Source organism: Haloferax sp. SDI50, assembly GCF_059802635.1.
In genome coordinates, this window is sequence record NZ_JBPULL010000001.1 from 1,560,818 (window position 1) to 1,574,381 (window position 13,564).

Annotated in this window: 10 protein-coding genes; 4 read left to right on the top strand and 6 right to left on the bottom strand. The window is 66.1% G+C overall.

Annotated elements, in window-relative coordinates:
• Window positions 1-5,097, top strand: coding sequence for a DNA polymerase II large subunit (locus tag ACSR87_RS08035; protein WP_498530116.1), 5,097 nt, complete (start codon window positions 1-3; stop codon window positions 5,095-5,097).
• Between the two features lie 158 nt (window positions 5,098-5,255).
• On the opposite strand, the gene ACSR87_RS08040 is transcribed toward ACSR87_RS08035, so the two are convergent.
• Window positions 5,256-6,518, bottom strand: coding sequence for an outer membrane protein assembly factor BamB family protein (locus ACSR87_RS08040; protein WP_498530117.1), 1,263 nt, complete (start codon window positions 6,516-6,518; stop codon window positions 5,256-5,258).
• Window positions 6,519-6,694: 176 nt separating this feature from the next.
• On the opposite strand from ACSR87_RS08040, the gene ACSR87_RS08045 reads away from it, so the two are divergent.
• Window positions 6,695-6,982 carry a DUF7130 family rubredoxin-like protein gene (locus tag ACSR87_RS08045; RefSeq protein WP_498530118.1) on the top strand — a complete coding sequence of 96 codons (288 nt, stop codon included), beginning with the start codon at window positions 6,695-6,697 and terminating at the stop codon, window positions 6,980-6,982.
• Window positions 6,983-7,054: 72 nt separating this feature from the next.
• Window positions 7,055-7,951 (top strand): ketopantoate reductase family protein, encoded by an 897-nt coding sequence (locus ACSR87_RS08050; protein WP_498530119.1) that lies wholly within the window; start codon window positions 7,055-7,057, stop codon window positions 7,949-7,951.
• A 21-nt stretch (window positions 7,952-7,972) separates the two neighbouring features.
• Here the strand turns inward: ACSR87_RS08050 and ACSR87_RS08055 are convergent, their stop codons facing one another.
• The 4 genes from ACSR87_RS08055 to ACSR87_RS08070 form a co-directional block, all read right to left on the bottom strand.
• A complete protein-coding gene (locus ACSR87_RS08055) occupies window positions 7,973-9,514 on the bottom strand; it encodes a sulfatase (RefSeq protein WP_498530120.1) in 1,542 nt (513 codons plus the stop codon).
• A 78-nt stretch (window positions 9,515-9,592) separates the two neighbouring features.
• A complete protein-coding gene (locus ACSR87_RS08060; protein WP_004045112.1) occupies window positions 9,593-9,970 on the bottom strand; it encodes a NifU family protein in 378 nt (125 codons plus the stop codon).
• Window positions 9,971-10,014: 44 nt separating this feature from the next.
• Window positions 10,015-10,332: a DUF5783 family protein gene (locus ACSR87_RS08065; RefSeq protein WP_498530121.1), complete on the bottom strand. Its 318-nt coding sequence runs from the start codon at window positions 10,330-10,332 to the stop codon at window positions 10,015-10,017.
• A 158-nt stretch (window positions 10,333-10,490) separates the two neighbouring features.
• Window positions 10,491-10,712 (bottom strand): DUF7557 family protein, encoded by a 222-nt coding sequence (locus ACSR87_RS08070; RefSeq protein ID WP_004065778.1) that lies wholly within the window; start codon window positions 10,710-10,712, stop codon window positions 10,491-10,493.
• A gap of 555 nt (window positions 10,713-11,267) precedes the next feature.
• Between ACSR87_RS08070 and ppk2 the strand changes: the two genes are divergently transcribed.
• On the top strand, window positions 11,268-12,098 hold the full coding sequence (gene ppk2, locus ACSR87_RS08075; protein WP_498530122.1) for a polyphosphate kinase 2: 831 nt from the start codon (window positions 11,268-11,270) through the stop codon (window positions 12,096-12,098).
• Here the strand turns inward: ppk2 and recJ are convergent.
• Window positions 12,095-13,525 (bottom strand): RecJ family nuclease, encoded by a 1,431-nt coding sequence (gene recJ / locus ACSR87_RS08080; protein WP_498530123.1) that lies wholly within the window; start codon window positions 13,523-13,525, stop codon window positions 12,095-12,097. The two genes, ppk2 and recJ, sit on opposite strands and share 4 nt — an antisense overlap.
• Window positions 13,526-13,564 lie beyond the last annotated feature (39 nt).

Here is a 13,564-nt window from a genome sequence, read left to right on the forward strand (position 1 = left end):
GTGCGCGAGGAGGAAACCCGGTACTTCCGTCGCATCGAAGCCCGCCTCGACGAGGCGTTCGACCTCGCTGAGGCCGCGAAGGCGACGGGGTACGACCCGAAGACCGAAGTCGAGATTCCGGTCGCCAAGGACATGGCCGACCGCGTCGAAAACATCCTCGGCATCGACGGCGTCGCAGAGCGCGTCCGCGAACTCGAAGGCGAGATGTCCCGCGAGGAGGCCGCGCTCGAACTCGTGACGGACTTCGTCGACGGCAACGTCGGTGACTACGACTCCCGCGAGGGCAAAGTCGAGGGCGCGGTCCGCACCGCCGTCGCCCTCCTCACCGAGGGGGTCGTCGCCGCCCCCATCGAGGGCATCGACCGCGTCGAAATCCTCGAAAACGACGACGGCACGGAGTTCGTCAACGTCTACTACGCCGGCCCGATTCGCTCGGCGGGCGGCACCGCACAGGCGCTCTCCGTGCTCGTCGCTGACTACGCCCGCTCGCTGCTCGACATCGACGAGTACAAGGCTCGAACCGACGAGGTCGAGCGCTACGTCGAGGAGATAAACCTCTACGACAAGGAGACCGGCCTCCAGTACTCGCCGAAGGACAAGGAGTCGCGCTTCATCGCGGAGAACATGCCAATCATGCTCGACGGCGAGGCCACCGGCGACGAGGAGGTCTCGGGCTACCGCGACCTCGAACGCGTCGACACCAACTCCGCCCGCGGCGGCATGTGTCTCGTCATGGCCGAGGGTATCGCGCTCAAAGCCCCGAAGATTCAGCGCTACACCCGCCAACTCGACGAGGTCGACTGGCCGTGGCTCCAGGACCTCATCGACGGCACCATCGGCAAGGACGGCGGGGACGCCGCGAACGCCGGCGACGCGGGAGACGACGGCGACGAAGCCGACGAGGCCGAGGCCGACCCGGACGCAGAGACCGACGACGCCGAGAGCGACGCCCCCGACGGCCCGGCCCGCGTCGAACCCGCGACCAAGTTCCTCCGCGACCTCATCGCGGGCCGCCCGGTGTTCGGCCACCCCTCCGCGCCCGGCGGCTTCCGCCTGCGCTACGGCCGCGCCCGCAACCACGGCTTTGCGACCGCGGGCGTCCACCCCGCGACGATGCACATCGTGGACGACTTCATCGCCACCGGCACCCAAATCAAGACCGAGCGTCCCGGCAAGGCCGGCGGCGTCGTCCCCGTCGATTCCATCGAGGGGCCGACGGTCAGACTCGCCAACGGCGACGTGCGCCGCATCGACGACCCCGAGGAGGCGAAGGAACTCCAGAACGGCGTCGAGAAGATTCTCGACCTCGGCGAGTACCTCGTCAACTTCGGGGAGTTCGTCGAGAACAACCACCCGCTCGCGCCCGCCTCGTACGTCTTCGAGTGGTGGATTCAGGAGTTCGAGGCGACCGAGGCCAACGTGCAGGCGCTCCGCGACGACCCCGCCGTCGACCTCGAAGAGCCGTCGGTCGAACAGGCCCTCTCGTGGGCGACCGAGTTCGACGCCCCGCTCCATCCCGTCTACACCTACCTCTGGCACGACATCTCTGTCGAGCGGTTCGACGCGCTCGCCGACGCCGTCGCGGCCGGTAAAATCGTCGCCGCCGAAGCCGACGGCGGCACGGCGGCCGCGCTCGAACACGACAACGAACCCGAGCGCGGACTGGAGGGAACGCTCGTCCTCGACAACACGCCCGAGATTCGGGAGGCGCTCGAACACCTGCTCGTCGCTCACCGACAGACCGACGAGACGCTTCGCGTCCCCGTGTGGCGACCGCTCGCCCGGAGCCTCGGTCTCACCGACGACCGCGAGCGGACGTGGGAACTCCCCGACCTCCCCGAGCGCGCCCGCGGGTGGGACGACGGCGATAACGCCGTCGAGGCCGTCAACGAGGTCGCGCCCTTCGTCGTCCGCGAGCGCGCGCCCACCCGCATCGGCAACCGCATGGGTCGTCCGGAGAAGTCCGAGCGCCGCGACCTCTCGCCCGCGGTCCACACGCTGTTTCCCATCGGCGAGGCCGGCGGGAGCCAACGCGACGTTGGCGACGCCGCCAGACACCGCGGCGAGTCCGGCAAGCGCGGCCAGATTTCGGTCCGCCTCGGTCAGCGCAAGTGCCCCGACTGCGGCGCGTTCGGCTTCAAATCGAAATGTCCGGAGTGCGGCGGTCACACCGAACCCCACTACGAGTGCGACGACTGCGGGAGCGTCATCGAACCCGACGAGTCGGGCCGCGTCTACTGCGAGCGCTGCGAGTGGGACGTCGAGAGCGCCGAGTGGCAGGACATCGACCTGAACACCGAGTACCGAAACGCCCTCGAACGCGTCGGCGAGCGCGAGTCGTCGTTCCAGATTCTCAAGGGCGTGAAGGGGCTCACCTCCGCGAACAAGACGCCCGAACCAATCGAGAAGGGCGTCCTGCGGGCGAAACACGACGTGTCGTCGTTCAAAGACGGCACCGTCCGCTACGACATGACCGACCTGCCCGTCACCGCGGTCCGCCCCGAGGAACTCGACGTGACCGCCGACCACTTCCGCGAACTCGGCTACGAGACCGACATCGACGGCGAACCTCTCCGGTTCGACGACCAACTGGTCGAACTCAAAGTCCAGGACATCGTCCTCTCGAACGGCGCGGCCCAGCACATGATGCAGACCGCCGACTTCGTCGACGACCTCCTCGACCAGTTCTACGGCCTCGACCGCTTCTACGAAATCGACGAGCGCGACGACCTCATCGGCGAACTCGTCTTCGGGATGGCACCCCACACCTCCGCCGCGGTCGTCGGCAGAGTTGTCGGATTCACGACAGCCGCGGTCGGATATGCGCATCCGTACTTCCACGCCGCGAAGCGCCGGAACTGCTTCCATCCGGAGACGAAGATCTGGTTCCGGGACGAGACCGACCGGTGGCGATACGACGAGGTTCGAACGCTCGTCGAGGAACGGCTCGATGACCCGGATACCGACGACTTCGGGACCCTCGTTCAGGAACTGGACGGGGACGTGTACGTCCCGTCGTTGGCCAGAGACGGACGAGAGACGATGAAACCGGTCGAAGCCGTCTCTAAGCACGTCGCACAGGACCACCTCGTACGAATCGAGACTCGCGGTGGGAGAGAACTAACGGTCACTCCAGACCACACGGTGATTCGAGCCGGCGACGGCGGGTTCACGCGGATTCCCGCGCACGAACTCGACGAAGGCGACGCGCTTCCGTCGCCCAAGTGCATCGACATCGACGCGGATCCGGCTCAGTTCGACTTGCTCGCGGAGTTCCTGAACGGCGAGTCGGTACCGGCCGAAGACCTGATGATTCGGGGACTCGGTGCGGACCGAATCCGGTCGCTCTTCGACGAGCATACCGAAGCGAGCGGCTATCTGAAACCGGTCGCCGAGCGGCTCGGACGGAGCGATTCGACGGTTTACAACTGGGTCTCTCGCGACAGCGTTCCGGCCTCGGCGTTCGTGGAGGTTCTCGGAGACGTCGAAACGGTCGTCGACGTGCTTCCGCGTGACCTATCTCTTGGCGTTCGCCGCGATACCGCGACCGTTTCGAGAGTGCTCGATATCGACGAAGCGTTCGGAACTGTACTGGGATACTACGCCGCGGAAGGATTCACGAGAGCGTCGCCTGGGAACTTCTACCAGACAACGGTCTGTATTCCGGACGAAATCGCCCGAGAACGCATCCTCGATACCGTTAGCGAAGCGCTCGGCGTCGACGCGTTCGAGGAGAACGAGTGGAAGGTCACGATTTCGAGCAGACTCGTTCAGTCGCTGTTTGCGGACGTCATCGGATGCGGGTCGCGTGCCGAGGACAAACGCGTCCCGGACTCGATACTTACCGGCCCCAAGCCGGTTCTTCGGTCCTTCCTGTCGGCGTACTTCTCCGGCGACGGAAGCGCGTCTTCGGACCGTGTGGAGATCCGCGCGCACACCGTGAGCGACGACCTCAAACGCGACCTCGTTGCCGCCCTCAAACGATTCGGCATCGCCGCGAAGACCTACTCTGAGCGCCGAACACCACAGACCGGTGCGGTGGCGGAGTTCTACGATGGAGACGAGGTCCCGACGTTCGATTCGTGGGTCCTCAAACTCACGTCGGAGAACGCGGTCCGATTCGCCGAGGAAGTCGGATTCCACCTCCCTCGAAAGAGTGAGGCGCTGGCGAGCGCGCTCGACGACACGGACATCCGAAGCCAGCGTCTCTTCTCGGATGGCGGGGATACGTGGCTCGACGAAGTCGTCTCGGTCGAATATCTCGAAAGCGATATCGACCACACCTACTCGTTGACCGTCGAAGATACCAACTCGCTGGTCGCCAACGACCTCCACGTCGCGCAGTGCGACGGGGACGAAGACTGCGTTATGCTCCTCATGGACGGTCTTCTCAACTTCTCGAAAGAATATCTCCCCGACAAGCGCGGCGGGCAGATGGACGCGCCGCTCGTCATGTCCTCGCGCATCGACCCCTCGGAGATCGACGACGAGGCGCACAACATGGACATCGTGCGGCAGTACCCCCGCGAGTTCTACGAGGCGACGCTGCGAATGGAAGACCCCGACGACTGGGAAGACGAGGTCACCATCGCCGAGGAGTACCTCGGAACCGACCGCGAGTACACCGGGTTCGACCACACCCACGACACCACGGACATCGCCGCCGGCCCGGACCTCTCTGCGTACAAGACCCTCGGGTCGATGATGGACAAGATGGACGCCCAGTTGTTCCTCGCGCGGAAGCTCCGGGCGGTCGACGAGACGGACGTGGCAGAGCGCGTCATCGAGTACCACTTCCTGCCGGACCTCATCGGCAACCTCCGCGCCTTCTCGCGGCAGGAGACGCGGTGTCTCGACTGCGGCGAGAAGTACCGCCGGATGCCACTTTCGGGCGACTGCCGGGAGTGCGGCGGCCGGGTGAACCTCACGGTCCACCAGGGCTCCGTGAACAAGTACATGGACACCGCGATTCAGGTGGCGGAGGAGTTCGACTGCCGCGACTACACGAAACAGCGCCTCGAAGTGCTCGAAAAGAGCCTCGAATCGGTCTTCGAGAACGACAAGAACAAACAGTCGGGAATTGCGGACTTCATGTAGTTCCGGAATCGGTTTTTTCCTCCAGGTTTTGCGAGTCGAGCGGAGCGAGACTCGGAAAAAGTGGAGAACGAGCAGTCGGGAATTGCGGATTTCATGTAGTTCCGGAATAGGTTTTTCCGCCAGGTTTTGCGAGTTGAGCGACTCCGCCGCTCGGCGTCTCAGTCCTGCGCCGCCCCTAACCCGTGGAAGCCGTCGGCGGCGACGACGTACACCGCGCCGTCGACGGGGACTGCGGCGGCGACGCCCTGTGAAATCACGTCCGCTACCTGTACTTCCGGCGTCTGGTGTGTCCATAACTGACGTTCTTCATCAGTGTTGTACGCTGCTAGTCGTCCCTGTTCATCGGAAACTAGCAATGTTTCCCGTGCGCGCGCGTGAGGAGCGCCGAAGAATCGCGTCGTCACTTCTGTCCCGTCGTCGCGCGACAGCGTCGCGGTTTCCCCGTCGACCGCGACGTGGAGCACGTCGTCGGCGACGACCGGCGCGCCGCTTCCCGGCGACCGCCATCGTTCGGTGCCGTCGCTCGGGGCGAGCGAGAGGAGCTTTCCGTCGCGGGTGGGCAGATACGCGGCCTCGGGCGTCGCCACCGGCGTCGTCCACTCGCTCGCCCGCGCCTCGACGCGGAAGCGCCGCTCGCCGGTCGCGAGGTCGATGGCGTGGACGGCGTCGCTCGTCACGACGAACACCGCCCCGTCGGCGACGGCGGGCGCGCCCTTCGCGTCGCTCTCGAGATCGTAGCGCCAGCGTTCGCTCCCGTCCGCGAGTTCGAACGCCCGAAGCTGGGTCGGGACGCCGTCGAACCCGCCGCCTGAGACGACGGCGACGCCGTCGCCCACCGCGGGCGGGCCGTGGATACCGTCCATCTCGGGGCCGCGCCAGAGCACTTCGTCGCGGTCGGCGGCGAGACAGAACACCTCGATGAAGGTCGTGACGACGACTCGGTCGCCCGCGACGACGGGCGGCGAGTTCACGCCGTAGCCGACAAGCGGGGTTACCGCCCGCTCACCCATCGTCGAGGGGTCGCGCCGGACGAACGCTCGCTTGTCGCGCCCGCGCCCATGGAGGTTGTAGAGGCGGTCGCCGTCGAGGACGGGTGAGCCGCCGGCGTTCAGCCGCCAGTACTCCTCGGCGTCGGTCGGAATCGAAACGTCGGGGTTGTAGCCGGTGTTTCTCGCGTCGAAGCGGTACTGCGGCCACGCCCCCGACGGCGAGAGCGCGGGCTCGCCCGGCGGCGTGGCCGTCACGCGTTCGTCCGGCCCGGAGGTTGGACCGTAAGTCGTAGACGGTTCGGCGGTGGTGGTCGTCGCCTCGGTCGTCGTAGGACCGGACGACCCGCCGTCGCGGCCGAGACAGCCGGCGACACCGAACGACGCGCTTCCGACCAGTTGGAGGAATCGGCGGCGGCTCCGAAGACGGGGCATACTGTCGGATCCATGACGTGGCGGTAAGTGCTTTGTCGAGCTACGCGATTCTATATCGCGGTATTAGATTTATTATTTATATGTGGGCCTCACTGCCGGCCTACTGATGGGCTTGCTCGACCTCGACACGGATTCGGCCGTTCCTTTTTATCCGCTCGCGCGACGACTAGTCGCGTATGGCTGACGAGACACAGCCGACGGTGGGAATGACGGTGTACGCGGCGGACGGAACCGAACTCGGGAGCGTCCGCGGTTTCGACGACGACGGCTTCTTCGTGACGACCCGCGAGGGACTCGCGGGGATGTCCGTCGAACACGAGCGCGCCGGCCACGAGTTCGGTGAGGCCGAGTTGATGTGGCGGTGTAGCAACTGCGGCGAGATGGGCGACCTCGACGAACTGCCCGACGCCTGCCCGAACTGCGGTGCCGAACGGGAGCAACTCTACTACTGGACCGAAGACTGAGGCCTCGCCCCCGATTCGACCGCCGCACCCGCGAAACTCGCCATTTTTGTCGTCCGCCGAGTACGGGTAGCCATGCGAATTCTCGTCTTCGGCGCGGGCAGTCTGGGCACGCTCGTCGGCGGCCTCCTCGCGTCGGCCCACGACGTGACGCTCGTCGCCCGCGACCCGTACGCGGCCCGGGTATCGGCGGCCGGGCTCGACATCGTCGGTGCCGAGTCGGCGCACATCTCGCCGGCCGCGACGACGACCGAAACGGGCCACGACGCGGACCTCGCGCTCGTCACGGTCAAGTCGTTCGACACCGCGGCCGCTGCCGACGCGCTCGCTGACTGCGACGTGGACGCGGTGCTGTCGCTCCAGAACGGACTGACCGAGGAGACGCTCGTTTCTCGCCTCGACGCGCCGGTCCTCGCGGGAACGGCGACCTACGGGGCGCGGCTCGTCGAGCCGGGCCGCGTCGAGTGCACCGGCGTCGGCCGAATCGTCTTGGGCGCGCTCGACGGCGGGTCCGACCCCCTCGCGGAGCGCGTCGGGAAGGCGTTCCGCGACGCGGGGCTCAACACGCTCGTCGCGACCGACATGCCGCGACGGCGCTGGGAGAAACTCGCCGTCAACGCCGGCATCAACGCGGTCACCGCGCTTTCGCGGGTCGAAAACGGCGCGCTCGCGGGCGACGACGCCGGCGAACTCGCACACCGAGCGGCCCGCGAAACGGCCCGAGTCGCCCGATTAGAGCGTGTGTCGCTCCCGAACCGCGTCGCCCGCGAGGCAGTCGACCGCGTGGTTGAAAAGACCGCCGCGAACCGCTCGTCGATGTTGCAGGACGTGGCGGCCGAAAAGCGGACTGAGGTGGACGCTATCAACGGTGCGATAGTGGATATCGCCGCCGAACACGGCTTCGAGGTGCCGACGAACCGGACGCTCGCGGCGTTGCTCCGGGCGTGGGAGCGGGGAGCAGGGATACGCTAAGTGGGGACTCGGCGTCGGTCGCTATTCGAGGTAGCCGAGGTCGCGCAGGCGGTCCTGTGCCTCGTCGTCCATCTGGTCTACGGAGTCGTCCGACACGTCGGTATCGAGTGCGTCGGTCCACGCGCCGCCGATGGCGTCTTCGAACTCCGCGAGAGCGGCTTCCGTCTCGGCGACCGCCTCGTCGTCCGAATCGGCGACGTTCTCGGTCTCTTCGGGGTCGACGTCGATGCGGTAGGCCTCGTCGGGGACGCGGTCGATTCGGACGTACTTGGCGTCGCCCCGTCGCGCCGCCCGCATCCGGGAGTAGAACCGCGAGTCCTCGGGAAGTTCGATGCCGGCGCTCGCGGCCTTCTCCTCCAATTGCTTGAGTTCGACCACGGGACGGGAGTACTCGACGAAGGCGTACTCGCCGTCTCGGCGCTGACCGGGGTCGTCGTTCGCCGCCCGCGCGAACTCACGGTAGTCGGCCGACAGGAGCGAGCGCGTGCGGTCGAGGCCGACAGCGTCGTCGCCGGGACTCGCGGGTTCGCCGCCCTCGACGCCGAGCGAGTCGAGGACCGTGTGGTAGAGGTCGACCAGTTCGACCTGGTCGTCGCGGCGGTCCGCGCCGAGGTCGGGATGTTTGACCATGAGCGGGACGTTGATGAGCGGGTCGTACAGGCAGAACTCGTGGCCGTAGAGGCCGTGTTCGCCGTGGAGTTCGCCGTGGTCGGCGCAGACGACGACCATGGTGTCGTCCCAGCGGCCGGTCTCTTTCAGGTGGTCGAACAGCCGGGTGAGTTGGTCGTCGATGTGGGCGATTTCGGCGTCGTAGAGCCCGCGGATGTCCTCCCACTCGTCGTCGTCAATCTCGTAGGCACCGGCGTTGTACTCCTTGGAATTCTGGCAGACCTCGGTCGAATCGACGCCGGGCGCGAAGCGCTCTTTGTACTCCTCCGGCGGGTGGTACGGCAGGTGCGCGTCCATGAGGTTGACGAACGCGAAGAACTCCTCGGAGTCGTCGATGAAGTCGATGGTCTGGTCGACGACCGCGGGCGTCTTCGAGTCCGCGCCCTCGCCGCCGGCGAGGTACTCGTGGGCGGTGTTGCCGAGGCTGACGAGTTTGTCGGCCAGCGTCCGGAGCGCGTCGTTGTCGTTCATCGTCTTCCACGCCTTCGCCAGCGGCCCCGACAGGAACTCTCCGGGCATGACCTCGAAGAAGTTGTCCTGCTCGGCGAAGCCGTCGGTCAGGTGCGTATAGGGCGTTATCCACGCGTTCGAGGAGTAACAGGCGGTGTCGTAGCCGGCCGCCGAGAGCGTCTCGGCGAGCGTCGTCGCGCCTTCGAGGTAGGGATTCTCCTGGTCGGCCCCGTGCTGGCTGGGGTACATCCCGGTGAAAAGCGAGGCGTGGACCGGCAACGTCCACGGCGCGGGCGCGACGGCCTGCTCGAAGACGGTCGCCTCGTCAGCGAACCGGTCGAGCCCCGGCGTCGTCGGGCGGTCGTAGCCGTACGGCGTGAGATGGTCCTTTCGGACGGTGTCCATGACGACGAAGAGGACGTTCTCGGGCGACTCGGCAGTCATACCCGAGGGTGGGGAGTAGTTGCCGATAAAACTCCTGTTCTCGGCCGCCGCCGCGACGAAAACGTCCGAACCGTCGAGTTAGAACGGGGCCTGCGGGCCCTGGTCGTCCTCGATATCGGTCGTGTCGTCGCTGGTGTCGCCGGGGAACGACGGACTGCCGCCGCGGCTGTCGCCGCCCATCCCGCCGTCGCCGCCCATGCCGGTGTCGGCGTGGACCTCGTTGATCTCGGGAATCTCCTTGACCATGCGGGTCTTGATGGCCTGGATGGTCATCGGGGAGATACCGCACCCGGAGCAAGCGCCGCCGAGGAGAACGGTAACCTCACCGGTCTCGCGGTCGAGGTCGCGGATGGCCGCGCTGCCGCCGTGCATCTGGATCTGCGGGAAGTTCCGACGGAGGAAGTTCACGACACGCTCTTTGAGGTCGTCCTCGCCGTCCTGCGTCTCCGTGCTCATGCACGCGACTTCGAGGTGAACGTGCTTAGGCCTTTGGTTCGGGGTTACGCCTCGACGCCGAAGACCCGCCGAAGCTCGCTTTCTATCTCGTCGACGTAGCGGTCGAGGACGGCATCGAGCTCGTCGTCGTCGATTTCGACCGCCGTCAGCCGCTCCGCGGGGTCGTCGGGGAGCTGCACGGAGAAGTCGTCGTCCTCGTAGAACGGCTCGGACTCGTTGAGAATCTGCTGGTCGACCCCGTGGATGAGCGACGAGTCGAACTCGTCGTTCATCGTCTCGAAGGCGTTCTTGTACGCGCGCTGGAGTTCGGGGAAGTAGTTGGCGTACTTGTCCTCGAACTTCTCGGGGTCGAACTCGGTCATACCCGGAGCTTTCGCGCTCCCGGCAAAAAATCGGACGGTTAGTTCGTCGGGGTTGTAGATTTTGTATAGCAACGTAGCATTTATCGACTGTTCGTCCTCTGAACGGCGATTCCTCTCTTAGCGCGTCTCAAATACGGAAAATCGAGCGACGCGGGGCGTCACTCGATGAGCGGGCTGTCCACGCGCGCGGCGGAGAGTTCGCTCGCCGCGAAGATGGACGCGAGTTCGGTTATCAGTTCGTCGTACGACTCGTCGTCCTCGCGCAGCGCGTCGAGTCGCTCGACGGTTCGACGGTCCAGTTCGACCGTCTCTGTTTGTACCTCCGGTTCGTAGCCGACCGGGTAGTCGTATTCGGCCTCGTTCGAGTTGGCAGTCGCCATCGTTCACCCCACTCCGGCATGCGTGCCGGTGCCATGACATACACAAGCATCCGATATGAGGATTTCGCGGGTTTCGCCCCCGAGGGCGAACGCGAACGCGGTCTACACTCGGCCGTTTCTTCCTCCAGCTCCGGCAATAATAAATCAAATCTCGCTATATCGAACTGCTCCCGTATCCGAATCGAGGGAGTCATAGCCAGATTGGGTTGTTTGAGGACAATCGATTTTTATACTCGATAGGTTGTCGAACACTATCTATGTGGGTAACTATACACTCAAACGCGAGTTGAATCCTCTCGACAGTGGATACTTCATCAATTTCCACTCGTCGAACAGCTCGGTCTGCCGCGATTGCGGGCCGCACACCCCGACAGGCGCTTTCCGGGTTGCATCCCGTGATGTACGACCGCCGCACTCTCATCGACGCGCTGGCGCCAGCCGTTGCTCCGGCGGATGGTCAGACCGCTCGTCGCCGTCGCGGCGTTCGTCGTCGCCGGCGTCGAGCGCACCGCCCGCCCCCGCTTGCTATTTGGTCACAGCGCTCGCAGTTCTCGTATGTCCGCCGACGAGCCCCGCTACAACGACGAGGGGGTCCTGAAGAAGAAACAGTATAAACGGGAGTTGCACCGCCTTCAGGAGGAACTGGTGAAACTCCAGTACTGGATAAAGGAACGCGACCTCCGGGTCTGCGTCGTCTTCGAGGGGCGCGACGCCGCGGGGAAAGGCGGCGTCATCAAGCGCATCACCCGCCGGCTCAACCCGCGGGTGGCGCGGGTCGTCGCGCTCGGCAAACCCACGGAGCGCGAACAGGGCCAGTGGTACTTCCAGCGGTACGTCGAACAGCTTCCGACAGAGGGCGAGATGGTGCTTTTCGACCGGAGTTGGTACAACCGCGCGGGCGTCGAGCGGGTGATGGGTTTCTGCACCGACGAGGAGTACGAGGAGTTCCTGCGGACCTGCCCCGAGTTCGAGCGGATGCTCGTCCGGTCGGGCATCGTCCTCGTCAAATACTGGTTTTCCATCAGCGACGAGGAACAGGAACGGCGGTTTCAGAAGCGAACAGACGACCCGAAGCGGCGGTGGAAGCTGAGTCCGATGGACCTCGAAGCGCGCTCTCGGTGGGTCGAGTACTCGAAGGCGAAAGACGCGATGTTCGAACACACCGACATCGAGACGGCCCCGTGGCACGTCGTCCACGCCGACGTGAAGCGCCACGCGCGGCTCAACTGCATCTCGCACCTGCTGGACCAAATCGACTACGAGGACCTCACGCCCGACCCCATCGAACTCCCGTCCCGACAGGACGATACCGGATACGAGCGGCCGCCAATCGACAGTCAAAACTGGGTGCCCGCGCGGTTCGGGGAGAACCCGGTCGACGATTAGTCCGCGTCCTCAGCCAACTGCTCGCCGACGATGCGGTCCGCCTCGGCGATGAACGCCTCGACTTTGCCCTTCGGAATCGTCGCGCCCGCGGCCACGTCGTGGCCGCCGCCGTCGCCGCCGACTGCACGGGACGCCTCGCGCATGACCGCCGAGAGGTCGAGCCCGTCTCTGACCATCACGTACGACCCGCGCGAGGAGACTTTCACTTCGCCGTCTTCTTTCTCGGCGAACGCGAGGACCGGAATCCCGTTTCGGGTTGCGTCGGTGCCGACGGCCATCCCGGCGACGATGCCGACGATGGTCTCGCGTATCTCGTCGCCCGCGTCGAACCACTGGAGGTTGTCCTCGACGCGGACGCCGTGTTCTTTCACCCACTGGAGGCCGTTCGAGAGGTTCTTGCGGTGGTTCCGCAGGAGCCTGCGCGCCCGGTCGAGCGCCGCGTCGCGCTCACCGAGGCAGACCGCGAGCCCCACGTCGGCGCGGTCGTAGCGCGCGGTCGCGTTCAGGAGCGTCGAGAACTCGCTCACGTCGCGGAGTTCGGTCCCCTCCTGTTCCCGGGAGAGCACGTAGGTCGTCCCCACGAGGTCGTCGATGCGGGAGGCGGGGACGCCGCTGGTGATGGCGCGACGAATCAGGGCGCTGGCGAGCGTCTGGCGCTCGTCGCCGGTGAGGTCGACCCACCGCTTCCACTCGCCGTCGTCGTCGCGGCAGGGCACGTCGAGTTCGGTGAGGAACTCGATGGCTCCGGCCTCGTTGTTCGAGATACCGGGGATACGAACGTCGGTCGCGTACTGGAGCAGTTTCGGGAGCGCGCGGGTCTGGCGGCCGTAGATACGGAGGTCGGTTCCCTCCTCGACGACGCCGGCCGCGACGCCCTCCTCAACGATGCCCGCGTTGGCCCCGCGGAGTTCGCCGTTCGTGTCCTGCATGTCCCCGACCGCGCCGACGACGGCGAGGGCGGCGAGGTCGCGGTTGTCTCGACCCTCGGCTTCGAGCGCCCGCGCGAGGACGTAGCTCGCGCCCGCGCCGGAGAGTTCGCTCGCGCCGTTGAGACCGAACCGAAGCGGGTTGAGGTGGTGGTCGGTCTCGACGCCCTCGGCGGGCTGGTGATGGTCGGCGATGACGGGGTGGAAGTCGCCCGCCGCCTCGTACTTGGTGATGATGTCGAGTTGGCCGCTGCCGAAGTCCGTGAACAGCACGGTGTCGTAGTCGGTCGCCGCGATATCGGCCACGGCGGCCTCGTCGAGTTGGCGGCAGAACACCGTCTCGAAGGGGATGTCGGCGCGTTCGAGCGCGGTCGAGGCGATGCCGGCGCTCGTCAACCCGTCGGCGTCGATGTGCGAGGCGAGGAGCACCCGGTCGGCGTCGCGGAGGCGGGCCGCGCAGGCCGCCGCGTGCTCTGTGAGTTCGGGGACGGGTCCGTCCATTGGTGTGGTACTCACGCCCTCTCCGGCATAAACGCTGGC